Source organism: Streptomyces sp. NBC_00012 (genome assembly GCF_045040875.1).
In the GTDB taxonomy this organism is placed as follows: domain Bacteria; phylum Actinomycetota; class Actinomycetes; order Streptomycetales; family Streptomycetaceae; genus Streptomyces.
The window spans coordinates 8,557,280-8,580,540 of record NZ_CP108309.1; the positions used below are offsets into that span (position 1 = coordinate 8,557,280).

At 67.5% G+C, this 23,261-nt stretch carries 19 protein-coding genes and 4 pseudogenes; 8 read left to right on the forward strand and 15 right to left on the reverse strand.

The features are described 5' to 3' along the window. Positions 1 to 435: 435 nt before the first annotated feature. The 3 genes from OHA19_RS38640 (at position 436) to OHA19_RS38650 (ending at position 2,315) form a co-directional block, all read left to right on the forward strand. The gene (locus OHA19_RS38640) at positions 436 to 897 is read left to right on the forward strand and encodes a hypothetical protein (protein WP_405708021.1); all 462 of its coding nucleotides are present in this window, start codon (positions 436 to 438) and stop codon (positions 895 to 897) included. A gap of 45 nt (positions 898 to 942) precedes the next feature. Beyond that, positions 943 to 1,380 (forward strand): hypothetical protein, encoded by a 438-nt coding sequence (locus OHA19_RS38645; protein WP_405708018.1) that lies wholly within the window; start codon positions 943 to 945, stop codon positions 1,378 to 1,380. Positions 1,381 to 1,679: 299 nt separating this feature from the next. Then, positions 1,680 to 2,315 carry a hypothetical protein gene (locus OHA19_RS38650; protein WP_405708015.1) on the forward strand — a complete coding sequence of 212 codons (636 nt, stop codon included), beginning with the start codon at positions 1,680 to 1,682 and terminating at the stop codon, positions 2,313 to 2,315. A gap of 232 nt (positions 2,316 to 2,547) precedes the next feature. Here the strand turns inward: OHA19_RS38650 and OHA19_RS38655 are convergent, their stop codons facing one another. From OHA19_RS38655 to OHA19_RS38665, 3 genes are all read right to left on the reverse strand, one after another. Continuing rightward, entirely contained in the window at positions 2,548 to 3,681 is a 1,134-nt protein-coding gene (locus OHA19_RS38655) for an IS630 family transposase (protein WP_331754066.1), read from the reverse strand. A 40-nt stretch (positions 3,682 to 3,721) separates the two neighbouring features. Further along, on the reverse strand, positions 3,722 to 4,255 hold the full coding sequence (locus OHA19_RS38660) for a nucleotidyltransferase domain-containing protein (RefSeq protein ID WP_331750582.1): 534 nt from the start codon (positions 4,253 to 4,255) through the stop codon (positions 3,722 to 3,724). Between the two features lie 229 nt (positions 4,256 to 4,484). Continuing rightward, positions 4,485 to 4,727, reverse strand: coding sequence for a helicase associated domain-containing protein (locus OHA19_RS38665; RefSeq protein WP_405708012.1), 243 nt, complete (start codon positions 4,725 to 4,727; stop codon positions 4,485 to 4,487). Between the two features lie 340 nt (positions 4,728 to 5,067). On the opposite strand from OHA19_RS38665, the gene OHA19_RS38670 reads away from it, so the two are divergent. Further along, positions 5,068 to 5,421, forward strand: coding sequence for a hypothetical protein (locus OHA19_RS38670; protein WP_405708009.1), 354 nt, complete (start codon positions 5,068 to 5,070; stop codon positions 5,419 to 5,421). Here the strand turns inward: OHA19_RS38670 and OHA19_RS38675 are convergent. Continuing rightward, positions 5,385 to 6,118 (reverse strand): annotated as a pseudogene (locus OHA19_RS38675) (ISAzo13 family transposase); the annotation flags it as partial. The gene OHA19_RS38670 and the pseudogene OHA19_RS38675 sit on opposite strands and share 37 nt — an antisense overlap. A gap of 583 nt (positions 6,119 to 6,701) precedes the next feature. Then, complete coding sequence (locus OHA19_RS38680; RefSeq protein ID WP_405708006.1) at positions 6,702 to 7,241, reverse strand: winged helix-turn-helix domain-containing protein; 540 nt, start codon at positions 7,239 to 7,241, stop codon at positions 6,702 to 6,704. A gap of 488 nt (positions 7,242 to 7,729) precedes the next feature. On the opposite strand from OHA19_RS38680, the gene OHA19_RS38685 reads away from it, so the two are divergent. Then, positions 7,730 to 8,416, forward strand: a complete 687-nt coding sequence (locus tag OHA19_RS38685; RefSeq protein WP_405721160.1) for an IS3 family transposase — start codon at positions 7,730 to 7,732, stop codon at positions 8,414 to 8,416. Positions 8,417 to 8,678: 262 nt separating this feature from the next. Here the strand turns inward: OHA19_RS38685 and OHA19_RS38690 are convergent, their stop codons facing one another. The 4 genes from OHA19_RS38690 to OHA19_RS38705 form a co-directional block, all read right to left on the reverse strand. Beyond that, positions 8,679 to 9,749, reverse strand: coding sequence for an IS110 family transposase (locus OHA19_RS38690; RefSeq protein WP_405753175.1), 1,071 nt, complete (start codon positions 9,747 to 9,749; stop codon positions 8,679 to 8,681). Positions 9,750 to 9,947: 198 nt separating this feature from the next. Next, the gene (locus OHA19_RS38695; protein ID WP_405707992.1) at positions 9,948 to 10,706 is read right to left on the reverse strand and encodes an IS3 family transposase; all 759 of its coding nucleotides are present in this window, start codon (positions 10,704 to 10,706) and stop codon (positions 9,948 to 9,950) included. Further along, positions 10,703 to 11,032, reverse strand: coding sequence for a transposase (locus OHA19_RS38700; protein WP_405707989.1), 330 nt, complete (start codon positions 11,030 to 11,032; stop codon positions 10,703 to 10,705). The genes OHA19_RS38695 and OHA19_RS38700 overlap by 4 nt, the downstream gene beginning before the upstream one ends. Before the next feature lie 177 nt (positions 11,033 to 11,209). Next, entirely contained in the window at positions 11,210 to 12,217 is a 1,008-nt protein-coding gene (locus OHA19_RS38705; protein WP_405707986.1) for a DUF6528 family protein, read from the reverse strand. A 341-nt stretch (positions 12,218 to 12,558) separates the two neighbouring features. Between OHA19_RS38705 and OHA19_RS38710 the strand changes: the two are divergent. After that, positions 12,559 to 13,434, forward strand: a pseudogene (locus OHA19_RS38710) (transposase); the annotation flags it as partial. Positions 13,435 to 15,606: 2,172 nt separating this feature from the next. Here OHA19_RS38710 and OHA19_RS38715 read toward each other — a convergent pair. Further along, the gene (locus tag OHA19_RS38715) at positions 15,607 to 16,893 is read right to left on the reverse strand and encodes an ISAs1 family transposase (RefSeq protein WP_405720889.1); all 1,287 of its coding nucleotides are present in this window, start codon (positions 16,891 to 16,893) and stop codon (positions 15,607 to 15,609) included. Positions 16,894 to 16,900: 7 nt separating this feature from the next. Continuing rightward, the gene (locus tag OHA19_RS38720) at positions 16,901 to 17,401 is read right to left on the reverse strand and encodes a GNAT family N-acetyltransferase (RefSeq protein ID WP_266366130.1); all 501 of its coding nucleotides are present in this window, start codon (positions 17,399 to 17,401) and stop codon (positions 16,901 to 16,903) included. Between the two features lie 109 nt (positions 17,402 to 17,510). On the opposite strand from OHA19_RS38720, the gene OHA19_RS38725 reads away from it, so the two are divergent. Beyond that, positions 17,511 to 18,233, forward strand: coding sequence for a helix-turn-helix transcriptional regulator (locus OHA19_RS38725; RefSeq protein WP_266366128.1), 723 nt, complete (start codon positions 17,511 to 17,513; stop codon positions 18,231 to 18,233). Positions 18,234 to 19,014: 781 nt separating this feature from the next. Here the strand turns inward: OHA19_RS38725 and OHA19_RS38730 are convergent. Beyond that, complete coding sequence (locus tag OHA19_RS38730; RefSeq protein ID WP_405707979.1) at positions 19,015 to 19,719, reverse strand: helicase associated domain-containing protein; 705 nt, start codon at positions 19,717 to 19,719, stop codon at positions 19,015 to 19,017. Positions 19,720 to 19,841: 122 nt separating this feature from the next. Here OHA19_RS38730 and OHA19_RS38735 point away from each other — a divergent pair. Continuing rightward, a pseudogene (locus OHA19_RS38735) lies at positions 19,842 to 20,600 on the forward strand (GNAT family N-acetyltransferase); the annotation flags it as partial. Between the two features lie 36 nt (positions 20,601 to 20,636). Here the strand turns inward: OHA19_RS38735 and OHA19_RS38740 are convergent. The 3 genes and pseudogenes from OHA19_RS38740 to OHA19_RS38750 all read right to left on the reverse strand — a co-directional run bounded on the left by OHA19_RS38740 (position 20,637) and on the right by OHA19_RS38750 (position 23,096). Then, on the reverse strand, positions 20,637 to 21,929 hold the full coding sequence (locus tag OHA19_RS38740) for an IS256 family transposase (protein WP_331763221.1): 1,293 nt from the start codon (positions 21,927 to 21,929) through the stop codon (positions 20,637 to 20,639). Beyond that, positions 21,919 to 22,254: a hypothetical protein gene (locus tag OHA19_RS38745; RefSeq protein WP_405707974.1), complete on the reverse strand. Its 336-nt coding sequence runs from the start codon at positions 22,252 to 22,254 to the stop codon at positions 21,919 to 21,921. The genes OHA19_RS38740 and OHA19_RS38745 overlap by 11 nt, the downstream gene beginning before the upstream one ends. Further along, a pseudogene (locus OHA19_RS38750) lies at positions 22,251 to 23,096 on the reverse strand (IS5 family transposase). The gene OHA19_RS38745 and the pseudogene OHA19_RS38750 overlap by 4 nt, the downstream one beginning before the upstream one ends. Between the last annotated feature and the right edge of the window lie 165 nt (positions 23,097 to 23,261).

A 23,261-nucleotide genomic window follows, 5' to 3' on the forward strand; every position in this document is an offset into this window, starting at 1 on the left:
CCGACGAACTGACCCATGGCGGACCACCACGCATGACCTCGGCGCCTTGACGCTCCCACCCTTGGCCAGCGAGCTGCCGTCTCGACCTGGACCTGACCGCTCGGGCAGCCGTCGTCCCCGGCAACGGCCGCTGCCTCCGCGTGGCGGGTGGCCCCCGGGCCTGCGGCCGTTGCGGTTGAGGGGCAGGGGCGAGTGCTGGTCCCGCCGATCAGCACGTCGACATCGCACTCGGTGCAGAACCCGCCCTCGTCCAGTTCCTCGGAGGTCACGGGCAGGGCCTCGGTCGGGAACCTGACCGGCGTCGGAGCGCACGAGTGGCACAGCAGGCGCCTGTCACGTGAGCGGTACGCCACGACCTGGTCGGGTGTGAGCGACAAGAGCACAGGAGTGTGGGGCACGGGCCGTTAGCTGGTCGAGTGGCCGGGTGCCCAACCGATGGCCTCCGCCGTCGGCGACACCCATCCGCTGCCTATGCTCCTGGCCCGTGAGGACACGGGGCTGAGGCCTTCCGACTGGCCGGATCTGCGGCACAGGATGCGGCGCGCCTCGGCCCCTTTGAGGGTGACGGCCCCAGCGGCACGGTCTCCCGACCGTCCCGACGACGTCCGTCGCCGAGCCGATCGCTGCCCCGCCCGCTTCGCAGAGCACGCCGCGACTATCGTCATCACCGCCCGTGTCGAACTTCTGTTCTGGATTGGCGACTGGCTCACCGCCGTCGGCGATCGCGTCGCTCAAGACCGCCACGTGCATCAGCACGGCGAAAGCTTCCTCGGCGACATGGTTGGCTTCTTCGACCCCAGGGGCAGGGACCAGCCCATGCACGCGTTCTGCGTCGTCGCCGTCGAGCCGATCTTTCACCGGGCCCGCTGGCGGAAGCAGCGAACGCCCATCGGATAACCCGATGCTGGGCATGTCGTCATCGGCAGTTGGCGGGCAGGTGACTTGGCCCAGCCCCAGGCCGCGGACCGCCGCGCCCACGTCCAGCGTCAGGCCGCGGAGCTCCTGGACCAGGACCTTGCCGTTCTCCACATCACCTATACCGACCGTGGCACCACCGACTCCGGCCGGTGCCGCTCACCCTCAGCCGCACACGTGATCGCGCTCGCCCCCACCGGCGAAAACCTGATCGACACCCGGCCGCGCCTCGTCCCGCCCCGCTCCCGGGGTATCCCCGACGATGTCGTCGCCCCGTTCCGGGCCACCGAGGAGATCAGTACGGCGCTGGACGGGAAGACCGTCGTCGCCTGGTCGGGCGATGTCCTCACCGACCTCTTCACCGGCCTGCGCGACCTCGGGATCCCGTGGCCGGTCCCGAACGGATACGGCCGCCGCCACGAGCTCCTTCAGATGACTCTGGGCTGGCCCCTCCTTGGAACCTAGGCAGCCACATGTCAAGCAGCGACTTGCCGGCACTTCCCACTGCCAACGGGTGACTAGGCGTCAGAAGATCACCTGCAAGGGCTAATTGTCTTTCAATCACCCATGCTCAAAGCATTTTTGACGGTTAATCAGTTCCTCGTCGGAGCGGCGTAAGGGAGCTCTGCAGACCCGATCGGCCTACCAAAACAGGGATCCCGATTTGCTCGATATGACAGCACTAGGGGGTGTTAGTACGTTCGATCACGCACCGGCTGTCACAGTGAGCACTGTCTCTGAGTCCGAGAAGGAGAACAAGCGACATGATCATGACCCGTTCCCACGCGATCGCCACGGCCGTCGCGGCCGCCGCGGCACTGACCGCGACCGGTATCACCTACGCCTCCGCGGTCCCCGCCCCCCAGGCCCAGGTGGCCCCGGTCGTCCTCCCCGCCCAGGCCCCCATGGGTGGCGAGGGTGGCAACACGGGCAAGGGCAATGAAGGCAAGGGCAATGAAGGAAACGAGCGCGGCGGCAACGAGCGCGGCGGCGAGCGCCATCACGAGGAGGGCCGGATCCACATCAACGAGCGCGAATACTCCGGCCGCCCCGACGGCTGCATCACCGTCGTCAGCGGCCTGGGCGCCAAGAGCATCAACATCCGCAACGACAGCCGCAACGAAGTCGAGGTCTTCCGCGGAGCCGTGTGCGACAACGGTGCCCCCATCGCCACCGTCGGCCGCTACAGCTCCGCCAACAACATCCTCCCCAGCAGGGACGAGGACGAGGACGAGGACGAGGACTGCGAGAAGGGCGAGAAGGGCGAGCACCACGAGAAGAAGCACCACGAGAAGATGGATGACGGAGTGAAGGTCAAGCACGGAGTCGTCGCCAGCTTCCGCGTCATCAAGCGCCACCACGACGAGAAGGGCGAGGGCGGCGGATTCGGCGACTACTAAAACCAGCAACGACCTGATGCGCTTGCCAGAGAATCCCGGCCCGCCGTAATCGGGCCGGGATTCTCGTCCGGCCCCCGGCCCAAGAATATCCCTTCTCTGAACGTCCAGCTCAAGACCGCGGAAGCGCGCGGAGGCGCCGAAGAGGGCGGTATACAGCCGTACTGACATGGAACGGATCCACGCGCAGCACGCGCCCCCACCCTGTGACCATGACGTGTCAACTAGTGCCGCATCAGGCAACGTTTGCCCTGTCGACGACGGCGCGTAGGCGCCGGTCGTCGGCATGGCGGTTTCGCCAGATGATGTAGCGGCGGATCATGCTGCCCTGTTCCTTGTGGTTGGTATGGTCGGTGCCGTCGAGGGTGAAGTAGCGCAGGGCGGTGAACTGGGCCTCGATGCGGTTCAGCCAGGAGCTATTGGTCGGGGTGTAGGCGATCTCGACGTTGTTCGCGGCCGCCCAGGTGCCGACCCGCTGGCACCTTTTCGTGGTCAGGTGCGGGGAGAAGTTGTCGCAGACGATCGCGATGCGGACGTTGTCCGGGTGGAGGCGGCGCAGGTAGCGGCAGAACTCCAGGAACTGCGTCCGCTTCTTGACCGGTTTGATGTGGCCGTAGAGCTTGTCCTTGGCCAGGTCCAGGGCGGCGAACAGGTGCCGCACTCCGCCGTAGCGGTTGTAGGTCGCCCGCCGTCGTCGGCGTGGCTCGCGGTCGGGGTCTTTGTGCTTGCCGCCGCGCTCGCTCCATTGCCGGCCCGGGTGGGGCATCAGATTGAGCGGTCCGAACTCGTCCATGCAGAAGATGACTTCCGGCTCGCCGTCCTCGGGTGTCACCTCGCCGTCGGCGATCGCGTAGAGGTGTTCGACGCGGGCCTTCTTGGCCGCGTAGTCCGGATCGCGGGAGGTCTTCCAGGTCTTCAGGCGTTGAAACGAGACGCCTTCCTCGCGGAGCAGGATGCGCAGGCCCTCGTGGCTGATGTCGTCGACCACCCCCTCGGCGACCAGGAAGTCCGCCAACTTGGTCAGGCTCCAGGTGGAGAACGGCAGGTCGTGTTCGGTCGGCTTGGACGTGGCGATCTTCTTGATCTCGCGGCGCTCAGGCAGCGTGAACGTCCTGGGGCGGCCGCCCTTGTACTTCGGATACAGCGACTCGAAGCCGTCGGCGTTGAAGTTGTGGATCACATCCCGGACCCGGTCGTCGCTGGTGAACGACACCTCGGCGATCTTCGCCACCGGCATGCCCTGCGCGGAGAGCAGCACCATCTGGGCCCGCCGCCAGGTCACCACCGACCCGGTGCCCCTGCGGATGATCCGCAGTAGCCGCCGCCCCTTGTCGTCGTTGATCTCACGGACGCGTACTTGTTCTGCCACGGTCGGACGGTAACGGACGGCCGATGCCCAAGAACCTCACTCAGACCGCTTTGCCCTGTGCGCGGAGGGCCGCCTCCAGACGGGCGATGTCTTTGGTGTCCTTGACCCGCCGAGGCCGGGAAGGATCCCAGACGGGCGTCATTCGTTTGATCTCGATCTGGGCCTGCGGACTGACGATCGCGCACTGCAGACCACCGATACGGCCCGGCCCGGCATCGAGCATTCCTTCGGGCCAGGGCGCACCGGCCCAGGGGCCCCCGGCAACCACCACACGGCCGGCCGTATCCCTGTCCAGGAGCGTAAAGCTGCTCTCCAGACCGTCCTTGACGAAATCGAACTGCAGGTCAGGCGGCGACCCCGGGACCGGTTCGTAGCAGCGTTTCAGTAATCCTCCTGCCAGATCACCGGCATCGTCCGCCCAGGCGAACCAGTCGATGTCCTCATGGTCTCGCGTGATCTCGCCGAGGAAGAAGTCCATGGCCCATCCACCTCGGAGCCACAGCGGGATCCCAAGAGCTCTGGCAACCTCCACGGCCTCAGCGATCACGTGGAGCTGTTGATCAGCGCGTCCCATATCCACAGCCAGGCAGGTTACCCAGCAACGGCCTTACCCAGCACATCATTTGCCCCCACACGCACAGAGCGGGCGAACGTTGCCTGATGCGGCACTAGCAGTACTGCTCTCCACGCCGCTGGCCAGACCTGCCCTCCCAGACCCGCGTTTACCAGCACATGCCGAGGGCATCGAGGTCGGCCCGGTGCTGTCCGGGGAGTTTCCCGGCGCGGTTGCGGGCGCTGTCGAGTCAGGTGCCGAGCGTGACCACCACGGCCCCGTCAGTACCGTTCTGACGGCCCGACAGCGCCTCTGCCGACTCCTGGTGCTCAGCGTGCTTCCGGGGCACTCGCAGGTGTCCTTCCCGGGCGTGGAACTGCCGCGCCGCCGCGAGGTTGACCGCCCACTTCGCGTCCTGCGTCCGTTTCACCGGCCGCGCATGTTCCTCGGCCGGTGTGATCTTGAGGGTGTTCTCCAGGATCCACTGCTGCACAGGCAGCAGCTGTTCCCAACCGAACCGGCGGGCAGTGACCCAGCGTCAGAGGTCTTCGCCCTGGACGACGACGTCGCCCGCGGTCGTGGGGAGCGGGCCGCCGGCCTGGACGAGGCGGTAGCAGCGCTACCACCCGGTGCCCCAGGCAGGGCACCACCCCAGATCGATCGCGTCCAGCTTATCGCGCCGCGCTTCGGTCATCGCCCCGGTCGCCGAAGGCACGGGACGGCCGACCCCGCGCAGTTCCTCGTTCTCCCGCGCCGTACGGGCCGCCGCGCAAGCTTCGCCCACACACCCCAATCGGATGCCCCTCCCGGATCGCGGTGGTCGGGGACCGGAAGTGGCCGTGCACTGCGGCGTACTCCTTGGCGACGGCCACCCCGTCCGACCAGGCCGCCTCCTGCTCCGACCACACCATCCCGAACTGCTCCAGCTCGGCCGCCCGCCCGGCTTCCAGGACCCCGGCCCCGTAGACGTGGCGCTGCTCGGCGATCCACTGCCCGAGCGGATACCCACGATCTGGTCCCTGGTGAAGCGGACCATCGGCAACCTCGTCGCCGCGAACCTCGACCAGCTCGCCACCGCCGTGAAGCGCAGCCTTGAGCAGACCCAATGCCGACCACACCGCATCGACGGATGCCTCATAGGCACCGGTCTGACCCTGACCCTTCCGGTATTCGCGGCGACATCGTAGATCCTGTACGGGATCGCCTTGCCCGATCCCTGCCGGGCAAGGAAGTCATGGGTCTTGACCTGGGCCGGCGCTCCCTTCGGATGCCACTCGTGGCCTCCGTTCTTGTACTGGCCGACCAGCTCCTTCTTCTTGGTGTCCACGCTGATCCCGGGTCGCCGGTACTCATATGTGCCTTGGCCCGGTCGTTGATGCAGCGAAACCGAGCATCCCGGTCAGGATGCTGAGTGCCCTCGAGAGTCTTGGTGTTGGCCTGCAGACTGAACCCTTCCTCCCACAACAGGTCGGCGACGGTATCCGCCGAGACACGGTGGCCCTGCCTGGTGAGCTCGCCGGCGAGTCTGCGCGTGGACATTGTCGTCCATCGCAGCGGCGACATCGGATCCCCTCGCACATCCGGCTCGACCAGCGCCAACAGCACGGGCCGCAGTCCCAGATCTACCTCGGCCGTCCGCTTGCGCCCGCCACCGGGACGGCGGACCCTGCCCAGCGGCTTCGCCCCCGCCTCCAACTCGTCCACGCCTTTGCGGATGGTGGTCTCGCTGACCCCGGCTGCCCGGGCAACCGCCCGGACGCCGCCGTGGCCCAGGATCCGGGCCTCGACCCCCAACAGCAGACAGCGCTGCCGCTCGTCCAGATGCGGGAACAACACCTCAAACCGCACCGTGAGTTGAGAGCGGACCTTGCCAGATATGCGCATACCGCACCCTTAAGAATTAGTGGTGGTTCGGGAGGACCAGGCATGGCTGATGCACGGTTGCCGTTGTTGTGGCTTTCGTTGAATGGCCACCTGGTCCTCCGGGACGCTCTGGCTACTGATTGAGATCTGCGGTCATCGCTGCTTACTGACTTCGGCGTATTAGGGTCTGTCCGGTCTGTCGAGAGCGAGGCCCGTCCCGGCGAGGAATCCGCCGAGGATGCCGTGCCGGTACTGCAGCGCTTTGAGCCGCCTGCGGAGCAGAGTCTCCAGCTCGCTGAGGGTGCGGGCGGCCAGGTTGGCCAGGCTCCGCTTGATGTGCGCCCACAGGCCCTCGACCGGGTTGAGGTCGAGCGCAGTTGGTGGGCGCCATCCAACAGGCGTATGCAGTCCGCCTCGCCCAGCGAGCGACGCTCGCCCTTGCGGCCGGTATGCCGACGCAGCCGGTAGCACAGACGGGCGGGCAGGCCCGGCCGGAAGCACAGCAGACCGGCCACCGAGAGACGTCCCCGGCTACGGCCGGACACCTTGACCCTCGGGGTGATGCCGCGCCGGCCCCAGGTGCGGCCCCTGGGCGGCCGACCGGTCACGCCCGCTTCGTCCTCGAAGCAGATGAACGCGCCGGTCGCCGCCCGGAGGGTTTTACCTCCTGCCAGGTCGCCTCCCGCCATGCGGTGATCGCGTCCTCGTCGCGTTCGGCGGCGGGCCGGGCGGGCATCTGCACGCTGTAGCCCATGCGGTGCAGCAGCCGAGTGACCCCGGAGACGCTGTAGGAGAGGTGGAACTTCCGCCCGATCAGCGTGCGTACCCGCGCGGCGGTCCACACCTGGTCGTCCGCCCAGCCGTGCGCGGCCGGCCCCTCATCAAGCCACATCGCGAGCTTGGTCTGCAGCCGTGGGCCGAGCCGACAGCCGTAGCCGCAGGGGCCTCTGGAACGCAGCGCCTCGCGTCCGCCCGTCCTCCAGGTGCGCCGCCACTGGTAGACCGACTTCTCACTCACCCGTAACTCCCGGGTGATGCACGGGACTTCCACGCCCTCATCGAAGAGGTCAACGGCCCGCATCCGTACCTCTTCCCGGCGCCTGCGCTGCTTGGCGGTCAGCCCGCCCCCGTCCGGATACCGCATGCCTCCGGCGTACCAGCCCGAACGGACCGCGTCACCCCTCCCGACACAAATCCAGACCCCGAAACGCCGAAATCAGTAAGGTTGAAAGTTCGGCACGCGGACACGGTCAACACCCTGGTGCTGGGGTTCACCGGTCCCCGGCTCAGACCGCATCATCTGGTCCTGGCGGTGGGGACGAGGGCGGGCCGGCCAGGGTGTCCGCGCGCCTGGAGCCTGTCCTCGCGGCTCGTGTCGGTGAGGCCTTGAGCGGTGCGGCGGTGGCGGGGGGACGTCTGGCGGAGGGCGAGCTGTACACACGAGTGGAGACGGACCTGGTCGTGGAAGTGCTGGCCGGGTCCGGCCGGCACGGCACCCTCACCGTGACCCGGATGCGGTGAGGATGCCGTGCCCACTGGTCAGGCGGTACTTCACGACGGTGAGCCGGTGGCGAGCTTGTCCAGTGCGGCCCGTTCCTTGGAGTCCGCGGACAGTTTCCAGCGGAGCTCAAGATCGCCCCGTCCACCTACTACGCGGCGGAGAAACGCGCGGTCACCCCCTCGGCCAGGCAGGTGCGGGATGCCGCCCTCAAGGAGCTGATCAACGAGGTCCACGAGGCCAACTTCCATGTCTATGGCGCCAGGAAGGTCTGGCGTGAGCTGCACCGCCAGGGCCACGAAGTAGCCCGGTGCACCGTCGAACGCCTGATGCGCGATCTCGGCATCACCGGCGCCGTCCGCGGAAAGAAGGTCATCACCACGATCCCGGACAGCTCAGTCGAACGGGCGCCGGACCTGCTGGACCGCAAGTTCGTCGCGCCGGCGCCGAACCGCTGCTGGGTCGCTGACTTCACCTACGTCAGGTCTTGGTCCGGAGTCGTCTACGTCGCCTTCGTCGTGGACACCTTCTCCCGCCGGATCGTTGGCTGGTCCGCCGCCACATCGAAGGAGACCAGGCTCGTACTGGACGCCCTGGAGATGGCTCTGTGGCAACGCGACCGGGACGGATTCCCCCACACAGCAGGCGAGTTGATACATCACTCCGACGCCGGGTCGCAATATACGAGCTTCCGGCTTGCCGAGCATCTGGACGCCGTGGGCATCGCTGCTTCGATCGGCTCGGTCGGTGACGCCTACGACTGTCAGTCTCTTCGTACCGGATCCCGCGAGGATCGGGTAGTCCCGGCCGTGACGGTCTGACTCTTGCTTACGACCGACCCCACGGGTGTCCTGGCGTTGATCTGTCGACCGTCCGGCCGGGCATGCAACAAGCGCTGCCGCCGGACGGACGTGACCTCATAGGAGCCTGGAGCCAACTCGTCAAAGCGTCCCCGTGACAGTCCTGTCCCTCCGGCCGGCGACAGCGTGCACCCCACGCTACCGACCGAAGGGAACGCGGTGGATAACAACGAGCAGCACAGGTCCGGGCACGTCGTGATCGGCGTTGACGCTCCTATAGTTGTCAACTCGCTGTGGGGACGGTCCGTGGTGCGGGTCGGATCAGGTGGTAGACCTCGCGGATGACGTAGCGTTTGAGGCAGCGGATGATCTCGCGTTTCGTCTTGCCCTCGGCGGTGCGGCGGGTGACGTAGTCGATCGTCGGTTGGTGGAATCGCATGCGGACGATGACGGTGCGGTAGATCGCGGCGTTGAGCTGGCGGTGGCCGCCGTGGTTGATGCGGTGCCTGCCGCTGGTCATGCCGGAGCCGGTGGGCACAGGAGCGATGCCCGCAAGCTTGGCGAGGGCGGCTTCGGACTTGATGCGTTCGGGGTTGTCGCCGGCCACGACGAGGATCTCCGCGGCGGTGTCCACACCGATGCCGAATGGTTCGAGTAGTTGCGGGGCGGCACGGTGGACCAGCTCAGCGATCATTTTCGTCAGTTCCCTGGCCTCGGCGTCGAGGTACTGCCACCGTTTGGCCAGTGTTCGAAGGGCGTGACGCAGTGCGTCCTCGGGGCCCTCCAGCTGTCGAGGACGCAGGCCCGCCAGGCGCCGGGCCAGAGCGATTTGAGTTTTGCCCGCGGTCTCGTTGCGCAAGAGATCAGGAGCGTGGACAAGCATCGCTTTCATGGTGACCATCGCCGCTGAGCGCTGTTCGACGGCCTGGTCATGGGCGATCTTGAGCTGCCGGATCATCTCGGCTTCACCGTCGGCGCTCTTGGGCGTGGCCGTCGCGAACCCTGCCAGGACGGCTCGGGCGGCGTTCTCGGCGTCCAGGGTGTCGGACTTGCCGTTCATCCGTCGCAGCCGCCGGTCCGGGCGGCCGGCCTCGACCACCTTGTGCCCGGCCCGTCGAAGGAACGAGGCCAGGGTGGCGCCGTAGGAGCCGGTACCCTCGATTCCGAAGGCCAGAATCCTGCCGTATGAGCCTGCCCAGTCCAGGAGTTGCTGAAATCCGCCGGTGTCGGTGGGGATCGTCAAGGTCGACAGGATCCCGCCGATCGTGTCCATCACTGCAGCGACGTGCACATGCTTGTGTGTGTCGACGCCGATCACGACGTGCCCGGACCTGTGCTGCTCGTTGTTATCCACCGCGTTCCCTTCGGTCGGTAGCGTGGGGTGCACGCTGTCGCCGGCCGGAGGGACAGGACTGTCACGGGGACGCTTTGACGAGTTGGCTCCAGGCTCCTATGAGGTCACGTCCGTCCGGCGGCAGCGCTTGTTGCATGCCCGGCCGGACGGTCGACAGATCAACGCCAGGACACCCGTGGGGTCGGTCGTAAGCAAGAGTCAGACCGTCACGGCCGGGACTACCCGATCCTCGCGGGATCCGGTACGAAGAGACTGACAGTCGAAACATGACCCGACCCGGCCCATGGACTGCGTCACGCCCAGGCGCCGGCAGGCGCGCTTGAACCGCCGGGACACATATTCGCTGCCGCGATCCGAGTGGAAGAGCACGCCCTTCACGTCGCCACCGCGGGTGGCGGCAGCCATGTTCATGGACGCGACGACGAGCTCGGCGTCGTGTCGTTCGCCCATCGCATAGCCGAGCAGGCGCCGCGAGAACAGATCGATCACGGTGGCCAGATACAGCTTGCCCTCACCGGTGACGATCTCCGTCATGTCGCCGGCCCACACCTGGTCGGGTGCGTCCGCGGTGAAGTCCCGGCGCACGAAGTCCGGAGCCGCGGCCCGTTTGCCGGGCCTGGTCAGCCCGCGGCGCCGACGGATCTTGCGTCCGGCCAGGCCGAGCTCGGCCATGATCTTGGCGACGGTGTTCACCGAGACGCGCCATCCTTCCCGCAGGAGCCTGATCCAGACCTTCGGTGAGCCATAGGTGCCGCCCGAGCCCTCGAAGATCTGCTTGATGGCCTCGGCCAGCTTCCCGCGCCGGACCTCGCGGGTTGTCATGGGCTTGCCGCGCCACTTGTAGAACCAGGACTCCGACACCCCAAGAACCCGGCAGGCCAGGCGGTGCGGGACGTGGTGCTCGGCCCTCTGGTTACCGATGAACGCGGCCAGTGCCGCGGGATCGGACTCGGTCATTTCACCCAGAGGGCCATGCATCGCTTGAAGACATCACGCTCCATCTCCAGCTCCCGGATGCGCTTGTTCTTCTCGCCCATCTCCCGCCGCAGCCGCTCCAGTTCCGCGCGCTCGCTCTCCCGCACCCGCCCGCCACTCTCCGCGGCCGCGGGCCGGTCGGACGATGCCGACCCGTTGCGGCGCCGCCGCGAGACCCAGCTGTGCAGCGTGCCCGGATGGACACCGAGCTCCTCAGCGACCTGCGGGATCGGCTTCCCCGTCTCGATCACGATGCGTACAGCACCCTCACGGAACTCGGCGTCGTATGTCCGCTTGTCGGTTCCCATGAACCTCAACTTCCCCTGCAATCACGGACTCCACGCTACGAGGGGAGGGACATGTGCTCCGTCGGTCCGATCGAGCGGTACCCGTCTACCTGACCGGCATGGAACGATCGCCGAACATCTTCAAGGCACCCACCACCTGAGGGCGGCCTGTTGGAGGTGCCGCCGCGGGCCGGAGTGTCAGACCCACCAACGGGCTTTGTAAATACTCGTCGAGGGCAGGGAGTCGTAGCGGTCCGGGTTGATGAAGCGGACCTGCGAGCTGCACCAGGTGCAGCTGGTCTGTCCGTCGGGCCTGACCGTGATGATCTGGCCGGTCTCCGGATGCTGGCTGATGCTCTTGACGCCGGAGCTGTCGAGACCGGGCGGCTGAGTGGCCCTGGCGAACGTGCCCGTGGCGACCGAGAAACGGTAGACGTTCCTGCTCGTACTGAGCCAGCGGTCGCCGGGGCTGCCCGGCACCGGAGCCAGGTCATGGCCCCCCGTCGCGGGCAGCGTGTAGCGGTACCGCAGAGTCAGGGCGGGCCGGGCGGCGGTTCCGGTGAGGGCCAGACCGTGGAGCTCGCTGGTGCCGATGACCCACAGCAGGTTCCGGCTCTCACTCCAGGAAACCGCGTGAGCGCCGGCCAGCCTGTACTGCACGTAACGGCTGGCCCGGGGCCCCTGCGAGGCCGCATAGAGACGGACGTACCCGCCGGTGCTCGCAGCGATGGCGACGTTGCCGTCCGGAAGCATCTCGAGGCTGTGGACGTTGTCGGCGCGCGGAAGGGCCTGCGCCCAGTACGTGGTGCCCCGGGTCCGGTTGACAGCTACCGTCAGCCCCCCCGACGCACTGGCGAGGAGGAACACCCCCCTGCTCGTCACCGCTTGCGTCGCCTCGCTGACGTTCACCCAGCTCCGCGCCGGGGCGAGGTCCGAAAGCCCGGGGTCGGACGCGGGATTCCAACTCCACAGCCGCGACAGATCCAGCGATCGCCCCCGAGTGCTCAGCAGCGTCTGCGACTCTACGAGGATCACCGACTGCGAACGCTGGTCACACAGCAGAAGGGTTCCCTGGGTGGCCAGGGAGCGTGCAGGAGCTGCTCCCAGAAGTGGAACAAGCCCCGTGACGGCAGATGCCCGCAGTAGCCCTCGACGTGTCAGCCCGGTCTTCGGTCCACTCACAGCGCGAGATTCCTGATTCAGCATCCGCCAGGCCTATCACGGTGCGCGCAGCACCCCTGAGAACGTTATGACGCGGCGCAGCGGAAGTAGCTCGTCCGTCGTAAGGGTGGGTGCCGGGACCTGATTTCGAACAAGGCGAACATCTGGCGCACACCCACTTTGCGGCGCCCGACCGGGGGCAGCCAGTGCGTGATGATGGGCAGACCGTCACCGCAGGAACAGCGCTTTCCCCGCGGACATCTGTTTTGGTCGCACCCTCCACTCCTGCGTAGGTGAAGGCGGAGCTGAACAGCTTCCGTCGATCTCCAGGTTCGCCAGGGCGATTGCCGCCCATTCCCTGACGGTGGGCTCGTCGTCGTATGAGGCGGCGGGGCCCAAAAGACCGTCCGCCGGGCGCGACGCGCCTGGTCACCCCCTATGACACCGAGGCCCGCGGCAGTGTCAAACGCGACACCCTGTGGGACGGATACAAGGTCCATCTGACCGAGACCTGCGAGTCGGACACGCCGAACCTGATCACGAACGTGGCCACCACCGTCGCCACCGTCCACGACAGCGTGACGGTCCCTGAGATCCATGACGCGCTGGCCGCACGGGACTGCCTGCCTGGTGAGCACTGGGTTGATGCCGGATACCCCACCGCCGGCCAGGTCGTCGCCGCCCGCCGGGACCACGGGATCGTTCTGCACGGGCCGATGGCCGCCAACACCGCCGCTTCGGCCGGCGGCCCCTTCGGGCAGGACGCGTTCACCATCGACTGGGACCGCGAGCAGGTGACCTGCCCGAACGGGACCACCAGTACCCAGTGGCACCACCGCCACTCGCAGCAGGGTCTACCCGTCATCCGGGTCCGTTTCAGCCCCGCCGACTGCCGTGGCTGCCCCCACCTGCGCGCATGCGTGAACTCCCCCAAGGCCGAACGCCGCGAGCTCAACCTGCGGCACCGGGATGAACACGAAGTTGTCCAGGCGGCCCGAGCCGAGCAGCAAACCGATGCCTGGAAAGACCGTTACAAGATCCGCGCCGGGGTCGAGGGCACCATCTCTCAGGGCGTCCAGCGATGCGGCCTGCGCAGATCCCGCTACCGCGGCCTCGCGAAGACCAGCCTCCAGCACCAGCTCACCGGCGCCGCGATCAACCTCGTCCGCATCGACGCCCACCTCACCGACACACCCCGGGCCCGCACCCGCACCAGTCACTTCGCAGCACTTCGCCCCGAGGAGCGCGTCGTGAGCCGGGCCGCGGTGCGGGAGTACCGCACGCTCAAGTGGATCGCGAAGCACGTCGACGTGAACGAGGAGGCCATCAAGGTCCTGGTCCGCGAGTACGGCATGAGCCGCGAGGGCAAAGCGACCCGCTGGCGTCAGATCGATCTCGACTGGCTCCGCGATCAACGGGCTGCCGGACGCACCTGCCGCGAGCTCGCCGAGTGGTCATCGACCGGGTCGCCAACGCGGCCCGCAACATCAAGAACCACGCGACACCTGTCCGGCCCTAGGCCGGGCCAGTCCCCTGGAAAAGGGGCTGTAACGCCCGTGGACTGCAGAAGTCCCCAGAGCTCGCAAGAGCTCCGGGGCAGCAGGACGAAGCGGGAAGACCCTTCGGGTCACCCTGGGAGGGCAACCTCCCAGCCGTCCTCACATATCCATAGCGCGTACATATGCGAGCAATGCCAGGATCCTCGGAAGTGGTTGAAAGACTGCCACCGGGCCGGTAACTACGCAGGTCGACGAGGGTGCACCCCGTACGCGCGGGGACGGTCCCAAGCCCCCCTGCTGGCCGCCCCGCAGACCCCGCAGTGCACCCCGTACGCGCGGGGACGGTCCCTCTGGCACGGCTTACCAGCGCGCGGGCTTTGGGTGCACCCCGTACGCGCGGGGACGGTCCCAGTCGGCGGAACGGAGTAGCGGAGCATGACGAGTGCACCCCGTACGCGCGGGGACGGTCCCAGTGGCGGGAGGAGCAGAGCACGGCCCGTATTGTGCACCCCGTACGCGCGGGGACGGTCCCGGAGGATGGTGCCGGCCCCGCACGCAAGGGCTGTGCACCCCGTACGCGCGGGGACGGTCCTGACGACGACGCTGCATCTGGGCGGCACGCTCGGTGTACCCCGTACGCGCGGGGGACGGTCCCTCCAACTGGCTGCGTCACCTCTCGTGATCAGCGTGCACCCCGTACGCGCGGGGACGGTCCTATGTTCTTGACCGCGACCCACAAGGCGAGCGGGCAGAACTTGTCCTGTACGCGACCATTCTTGTCCCAGTCGAGACCCGCTCGCCGTCCCGGGGCCCCTATAGCTCAACCGCTGGACTGAAAAGCTCACTCGACAGGTCTCGCGTCCGATGGGTCGGTGGGGGCGGAAACGGTCGAGGGCGGCCCTGTTCGTCAGGGCCGCCCTCGTGTGCTGTCTGGGTCGGACGTGGCTAAGCGTGCCCGTACTTCGGGTCGGGAGCGACTGTGTTCTCCGCACACACCCGACACCGCTCGGCGCCTGGCGACGTACTCACAGGAGCTCTGTCTCGCCGTCCGGCACGACACCTATCGTTCTGTGAGGGGCCGTCCGTTATCCCCCGAACCAACCAGAGCAGTTGGTGTTAACACCACCATTGCACACCTTGAACCGGGCATTGAACCCGTAAGCACCGATGCTGGAGGAGAAGTAGGCCGGCGGTCCGTCATAGCCGTTACTGTTCCTCGCCATTTCCTGAGTCGCCCCCCAGGAACCCGAGGAGGTCAGCCCCTGTCCGTAAAGCCGGGGCCCCAGACCGTCCTTTGCGTAGTCGTGCAGGGTGCCGGTTACGAGAACACCTGCCGTACTGGGACCACCACTGCCGACGAAGCAATCCAGAGTGAAAGTGGCGTAAGCCCCCCCGTCTGAAGACCAGTCACCGGTAGAGCCACAATAGGACTCTGCAGAGGATTCTCCGGCCTGTGCAGGGGCAACGGAGAGTCCCAGAGCTAGGACCACACCAACAACACCTGTGACTACTGGCATACCACTCAATCTCACGGCGTTCCACCTATCTGTAGTGGGTTCATGAGCTGCGTTGCCGGGTATCGAACCTGTTGCATCCGGCTTGTCGTGTTCACCACCATGCCGGGATCATCCCCCTGGGCTGCCGAGCCTGGCGATTTTGATGTGCAAGTCAAGCTCTTCAATGCAACAGGGTTCTCCCGCTAGGTGGAAGAGCGCCTTTTCGGCTATGCCTCAAACCCATCGGTCCGCGCATGCCCCAAGGGGGCGGAAATGGTCCCCCCCCCAGGCGAGTGGCGAGGCACGATCGTCTGATGGAAGCCGAAGTCCTTGCCGCTCTCGTGGCCACTCCTGCCGTCCTCGTCACCGGGGGCGCAGCCTTTTTCGCCGGCCGGGCCCAGGCCAGGGCCCCGGGGAGAGTCCCGTTCGCCCGGTTTGATCATGGAATCCCGTGGAGGGTGAGCGTGGCTGCGGGGTGCGTGTGGGCTCGTCGGCCGCTGGCGATGTTGGCCCATCCGGAGCGGTGGAGGGTGGCGCGGGCAAGGTCGCGCAGTGCGCTCATGACGGCGGGGGTGCGATGCCGGCGGATCTGACTGGCGTCTTCGGCGAAGGTCACGTCTTTGGTCCAGTGGACGGTGTTCTCGATGATCCAGTGGCCGCGCGCCCAGGCAGCGATCTCAGCGGGAGACGCCTGGTGGGCCGCGAGATCGGTGACGGCGTAGACGGTCTCGGTCTGCCACTTCGATGTGCCGATTCGGCGGCGTTTGCGGTGGATGCGAACAACCTGGCGGGCGTGGGGAAACAGCAGACCGTTCACGCTCACCACCTTCACCTCGCGGACCTCCTCACGGCCGTGTCCGCGGTCGCGGGACTGCTCGAGGACCGGTACCTGCTTCCAGGGCAGTTTGGTCAACTGACGGGCCAGGGTGGGCTGGTTGTTCTTCACCGACAGCAGGTAGTGGGCCTGTCGGTCCTCGACGAGGTAGCGAGCGTGGCTCGTCTGGGCGTGCAGGGCGTCGACGGTGACGACGGAGCCGGTCAGGTCCTGACCATCGAGGGTGTCCAGCAGCGGAGCGAACTCGGGTATCTCGTTCGTCTTCGCACTGATCTCGCGCAGAGCAGCAGTCAACGCATCGTGGTGGCGCACTGCGGACAGGACGAAGACACGGCTGCCGTCCGCGCGGACCGCTCCGCGCAGGCATTTGCCGTCCACGGCGAAGGCCGCACGACGCGGTTGCGGCGGGTCCGTCTCGTTCTGGGCGATCCGGTGGGCGCGGCGCTGTTCGCGCTCGACGATCCCGTCCGGGCCGGTCGCGGTCACCGGGCGGGCCTGGAGTGTGGTGAGTCTGGTGAAACCGGCGGCGGTGAGTAGCGCGGGGTCGACGCGGGCGAATACATCGCGCAGGGTGCGCTCGCCCGGAGCCTTGAACCGGCCGGTAAAGGGATCGAAGGGGCAGCCCAGCCGGGCCAGTACATCCTGGTCGCAGCGGCGTACCCACTCGGCAATGGCGGTCAGGGAGTTGTGTCCGGCGCTGGTGAGTGCACACACGCCGACCGCGAGCAGCGTTGCCAGCCGGAACCGCACGCCGCGCGGATTCCTCGGATCGGGCACCAGGGACAGTGCGGCGAGCAGACCGGACGGCACCACCGCCTCGGGCCGTGACGCCCCGGACGCGGCCTGTGGCAGGTGCATAGCGGACGGAACAGATGATGGTGCAACGAGCACGGCGACCTTACCGGGACCGGACTGGTTCACCAGTCGATGCGGTGAGTTCTTTGGTCATGAAGACGCGGCTGGTGCCCGGCGGATCGCAGGGCACCTCTCCCAGCCGCTTCCACCCGTGTTTCTGGTAGAAGCCGGGGGCCTGGAAGGTGATGGTGTAGAGCACGGCCGTGCGGCAGCCACGGGCACGAGCCTCGTCCTCGGCCTGCCGGAGGATCTCTGTTCCCAGCCCGCTGCCACGCAGCCGGGTCGGCAGGTAGAAGAGGTCGAGGAAGAACAGCCCGAGCGAGGTACGCCCGGTCAGTCCGCCGACCACCTGGTGGGTATCGGGATCACGGACCAGGACAGCCAGAGGTCTGCGGTCGGCGATTCCCGTGTGTTCGATGTTGAAGCGGTCCAGCGCGCCGGAGATTGCCGCGGCGTCCTCCGGGTTGGGGGCGTCGGTGAGCATGCAGTCCGGCTGGGGGGCGGGCTGGCGGGAAACGGTGACGGCAGTGTCGGACGCAGGCATGGTTGCTCCAGTACGTGAGCGGATGCGGGTGCGGGGCCGGTGAGCCCGGCGCACGGGCCGACGCTAGGACGGGGACGCTTCGACGGACGTCGAAGGGACGTCGGCGACAATGGGCACCGTGGACATTCAGCGCGCAGGCCAGGATGTGGGTGTGGACCTGGCGGGCGTGGCCAGACTGCTGGCCGACGGCACCCGGGCCGCCTTCTGCCTCGCGCTGCTCGACGGCCGGGCCTGGACGGCGAACGAGCTCGCGCGCTATGCCGGAGTCGCGCCGTCCACTGCGACCTCGCACCTGAACCTGCTCGTAAACGGCGGGCTCCTCGTCGAGGAGCGGCACGGACGCCACCGCTACGTACGGGTGGCCGACCGCAGAGTGGTCGAACTGATCGAGAGCCTTGCCGCGCTGGCCCCGAAGCACAGCGCCCCACCACGCTCGCTGTCGGCCTCCGGCCGGCAGCAGGCACTGGCCCGCGCCCGGCTGTGCTACGACCATTTGGCCGGAACCACCGCTCTGGCCATCACCGACGCGATGGTCGAACGCGGACTCCTGGAGTGGGGACCTGAGCCGGGCCTGACTGGCAAGGGCGCCCTCTGGCTTGCCGAGGTCGGCATCACGGTACCCGCTGGCTCACGCCGGCCACCGGTGCGCGCATGCCTCGACTGGACCGAGCGCCGTCCCCACCTGGCCGGCGCTGTGGGCGCCGCCCTGTCCGCCCACGCACTCGCCACCGGGTGGATGACGCGCATCGGCACCACCCGCGCCCTCCTCGTGACACCCGCCGGCCGCCGGGCACTGCACGACCACCTCGGCCTGCCACCAGCTGAACTCTGATCCTGAACCGGACCTGACCGGGCCACACCGACGCGTGATCAAGCCGGGCGAACAGGACTCTCCCCGGGGCCCTGGGGCCCAGGCCCGTGCTGCCCTCCGCGGGCCTGTGGATTCGGTCCGTCGTAGCGCCCAGAGGGATGCCTACGCCGGTCTGCTCAGCGCGGCGCGCGCGTACGTACGCAGGACCGAGCACAACGCTGCCTCGCGCGAACTCGGACTTGAGGGCGTCCTCCGGGAGTTGTCGAATTCCGAACGGCAGGATCGAATCGTGCGCTTCCGGGCCCAGGCGGACCTGGAACCTGTGCGTCATGCGGTAGCAGTCGTGTCGCTGGAGGGCCCTGAGCACTTGGTACCGCTCGCTGAGGCCATCGAGCAACGCGCGGAGGCTTTCCGACTGGCCGCCTACAGGAACTGGAGCAATTGCGGACGGACACCGGCGGAGCGCAGGGAGCGAAACAACCACCTGCTACGGGCGTACGGGGAGGTCGAGGCCGCGATCCCCGCGTTTGTCACGGCGGCCCGCGCACACCTGAACGGTGTTCCGCCGTCTGCGTGAGGATGGAGCGCCCTAGGCAGCAATGGGTACCCGGGGGCGTAAGCGGTCGTTTCCGCCCCCGTTTCCCATTGGAAGGTCACAAGGAACAGGAGGGCGGCGAGGGCCATGAAAGCGGCGAGCGCCACACCGAGGGCAGGAATCAGTTCCGGGTGACTGGCAGCGATAGGGCCGACGACCGCGGGAAGGGCCCATGGGATCCGGGCCCTTCCCGCGCTCTGTGTCCGTCTACCAGCGCATGCTGAGCTCATCGAGATCCGCACGGCGCTGCTCAGGAAGTTTCGCGGCGCGTTTGCGGGCGTTGTCGAGCCAGGTGCCGAGCCTGACCACCACACTCCCATCAACGCCGCCCTGACGGCCTGTCGGGCCGTTCTCCGTCTCCAGGTGCTCGATGTGCTTCCGGGGCACTCGAAGGTGTCCTTCACGGGCGTGGAACTGTCGTGCCGCGGCGAGGTTGGCCGCCCACTTGGTGTCCTGTGTCTGCTTCACCGGCCGTTCGTCCTCCCCGGCCGGCGCGACCTTGAGGGTGTTCTCCAGGATCCACTGCTGTACGGGCAGGAGCTGCTCCCACCCGAACCGCTGCGCCGTGACCCAGCGTCCGAGGTCTTCGCCCTGGACGACGACGTCGCCGTCGAGCGTGGGGAGTGTGCCGCCGGCCTGGATGTGGTTCTGGACGAGGCGGTAGCAGCGCTGCCACCCGGTCTCCCAGGCAGGGCACCACCCCGGATCGATCGCGTCCAGCTGATCCTGCCGGGCCTCGGTCATCGCCCCGGCCGCCGAGGGGACGGGGAGGCCGGCCGCGCGCAGCTCCGCGACCTGCGCGGCCTTACGGGCTGCCGCCCTCGCGTTCTTCGCCCACACCCCGATCGGATGCCCCTCCCACACCGCGGTGGTCGGAGGGGGGTACGAAGAGTGCACCTCGACGTCGTTCACCCCAGCTCGACCCCGACGCGGGCCCCGAAGCGGAAGTGGCGGCCTGAAGGTCCCCGAGAACCCTCGCCCCGCCGGGGGTAATTCGTAGGCGACCATGGTCCACGGCTGCCTACGCTCCCCCCATCCCAAACTCAGAACTACAGCGGATCAACTCCTTCCTGTCGGCCTTCGCCCGCCGCCAGGCCGCGCGCATCGTCGACCTCCCGGGAGGGTTCGCCGTATATGACGACGCCTTCGCACATTCCCACGAGAACAACCAGGTCATCATCGACACGGCCGTTGATCCCGAGGCACTGCCCGCCATCGCGGAGGAGGCACTGGGGCATCTGCCACACCGACTGATCTCCGTCCTTCACGACGAAGTCGGAATGGCGTGCGCGGAGCCGCTGATCCGGGCTGGATACACCCACTCCACCTATCTGGTCATGCTGCACGCAGGTCCAGTGCCAGTCGGCGGGCCTGCGGAGGAGGTGGACCTCGACGCGATACGTATCCCACTCGCCCGGCGATGGCGGGGCCTCCTTCCAGATGTCGTCGACGAGGTCATACGCCACCTCGTCGACCGACGTGAGGCTCGCCGCCGCGGGGCCGACATCGTTCATTTCCTCGGTGCCCGCACAGAGGAGGGCGAGGTCGCCTCATGGGCCGACCTCTATCTGGACCCGGCAACTGGCACCGCCCAGATCGAGGACCTGGTCACCTCAGAGGCCCACCTCAGGCGCGGCTACGCCGATGCCGTCCTGACCACCGCCTTGCGCCTGGCGGCCGATAGGGACTGCGGTACCCGGTTCCTGACCGCGGATGCGACGGACTGGCCACGACACTGGTACGAGCGTCGCGGCTTCTCCGTCATCGGCCACTCGCACTGCTTCGAACGGGGGTCTGTCAATCGAACGGTGTATCAGGGGTGTTTGGGGTTACTGACGGGGTGCGGAGAGGCGGCGGTCGAAGGTGATGTCGAAGGCGTTCAGCGCGGTCTTCCAGCGCAGGGTCCAGCGGGTTTGCCCCTTGCCGGTGGGGTCGAGGGACATGATCGCCATGTAGACGCATTTCAGGGCGGCCTGCTCGTTGGGGAAGTGGCCGCGGGCCTTGACCGCCCGCCGGATCCGGGCATTCACCGATTCGATCGCGTTGGTCGTGCAGACGATGCGGCGGATCTCGGTGTCGAATCGGAGGAACGGGGTGAACTCCTCCCAGGCGTTCTCCCAGAGTCTGACGATCGCCGGATACTTCCTGCCCCACGTGTCGGCGAGCTCGGCGAATCGTTCGAGCGCGGCCTCCTCGGTCGGCGCCGTACAGACCGGCTTGAGAGCCCTGGCGATCTTGTCCCAGTCCTGGCGGGCGGCATATCGGAAGGAGTTCCGCAGCAGGTGGACCACGCAGGTCTGCACGATCGTCCTCGGCCAGACGGTCTCGACCGCGTCGGGCAGGCCCTTCAGCCCGTCGCAGACGAGCATGAGGACGTCGTTGACGCCGCGGTTCTTGATCTCGGTGAGGATGTGCATCCAGTGCTTGGCGCCCTCGCCGCCGTCCCCGGCCCACAAGCCGAGGATCTCGCGCCGGCCCTCGACGGTGACGGCCAGGGCCACGTAGATCGGCCTGTTGGCGACGGCGCCGTCGCGGATCTTCACGTGGATGGCGTCGATGAACACGACCGGACAGACCGGGTCGAGCGGGCGGTTCTGCCATTCGGCCATGCCCTCGAGGACCTTGTCGGTGATCGTGGAGATCGTCTGGCGGGAGACGTCGGCGCCATAGACCTCCGCGAGGTGGGCCTGGACCTCGCCCGTGGTCAGGCCCTTCGCCGACAGGGAGATGACCATCTCGTCCACCCCGGACAGGCGCTTCTGCCGCTTCTTGACGATCTTCGGCTCGAACGCCCCGTCCCGGTCGCGAGGGACGGATATCTCCACCGGACCGACGTCCGTCAGCACGGTCTTCGTCCGGGTGCCGTTGCGGGAGTTCCCGCCGTTCTTCCCGGCCGGATCGTGCTTGTCATAGCCGAGATGGTCGGTGATCTCGCCCTCCAGGGCGGACTCCAGCAGCCGCTTCGTCAGCTGCTGGAGCAGTCCGCCCTCGCCGGTCAGCTGCAGTCCCTCGGCCTGAGCTCGGGAGACCAGCTCGTCGATCAGCCGGTCATCCACCACCCTCGCCGGCTGCGGCTCTACCGCCTCGCTTATCTGGGCCTCGGCCACGTTCTCACTGGTCATCGATGCATCCTCCTTGATCGGGAGTTACACCGAACGATTTACAGTCCCATTTCGCGGGCCCGGAGCCGCCGGTGGCCTCGTTGAAGACGGCGAGAATGCGGGGGTAGTCCGGGTGTTCGGGCCGGTCGGCCGCGGAGGTCTGGGCAGGGAGCCGGTCAGCGAGCGCGGTGATGGTCTTCCGGGCGATCGCGAGGTGTTCGAGATGGGTCTCGGCGTCCCTCAGCCGGCTCTGCAGTTCCTCGATCTGTGTGCGGAGGTCGTCGGCCAGGGTTCGGGCGGCGTCCTCCTGGGCGTCGAGCGCTTCGAGCAGGGGTTGGATGCTCACATGGTCACCGCCTGCCGGTCGCGACAGGTGGGAGCGTTCGCACTGGTGAGGCGGCGGATCATGACGTGGGTCATCGCCCAGTAGACGCGGGAGGCGGACGAGGAGGGATGGTGCTCGTAGTCGCGGACCGTACGCCGGTGCAGGATTAGGATCCCGTAGGTCCGCTCGAGCCTCCACCGCTTCGGCTGCGGCACGAAGCCCTTGTCCTGCGGGTTACGTTCGACGATCTCGACGTCGATGCCCAGGCTGCACCGTGCACGACGACCTGCTTCTTGAAACCTTGGTCGACCAGTGCCTTCTCGACATTTTCGCCGGCGTGCTCGGCCACCTGATCCAGCAGGGCGATGCCCGCGGCGTTGTCGTGCGTGTTCGCGGCGAGGACGACCACAGCGATGACCAGGCCCGGCACATCTATGGCCAGTCCACGCTTTCGGCCGGGCACCCGCTTGGCCGGATCGAGGCCGGTCGTGGCGGCAGGGACTCCGGCGGCCGCATGGACACTCTGCGTGTCCAGCACCACCAGGGTCGGGTCCTCTAATCGGCGGGCCCGCTCCCTCACCTGGCAGCGCAGGAGTTCATGAATGAACTGGTCGGTCCCGTCGTCCCGCCAGGCCGCGAAGTAGTAGTACGTCGCTCTTCTGCGGGAGGTCGTGCGGGAGATAGGCCCACTGACAGCCGGTCCGACCCTGGTAGAGGATCGCGTTCACGATCTCCCGCATGGCGTAGGCGCCCTGATGACCGCTGACCGAGCGGTGCTGGTCCTTCCATGCACTGATCATCGGCTCGATCAACAACCACTGCTCGTCCGATAAATCGCACGGGTACAGCTTGCGTTCACTCACCACGCCACCCCAACAGACCACGGCCAGCGGACCAGCAGATTCCGCTCTCGCTCACACCGCCAGGCGACCACAAAACCATCCAAATGGCCACGAACCGCCCTCTTAGAGGGCGTTTATGCAGGTCAAGGCCCATATGCGTCTTATGCGAGTGCCCCACTTCAGCAT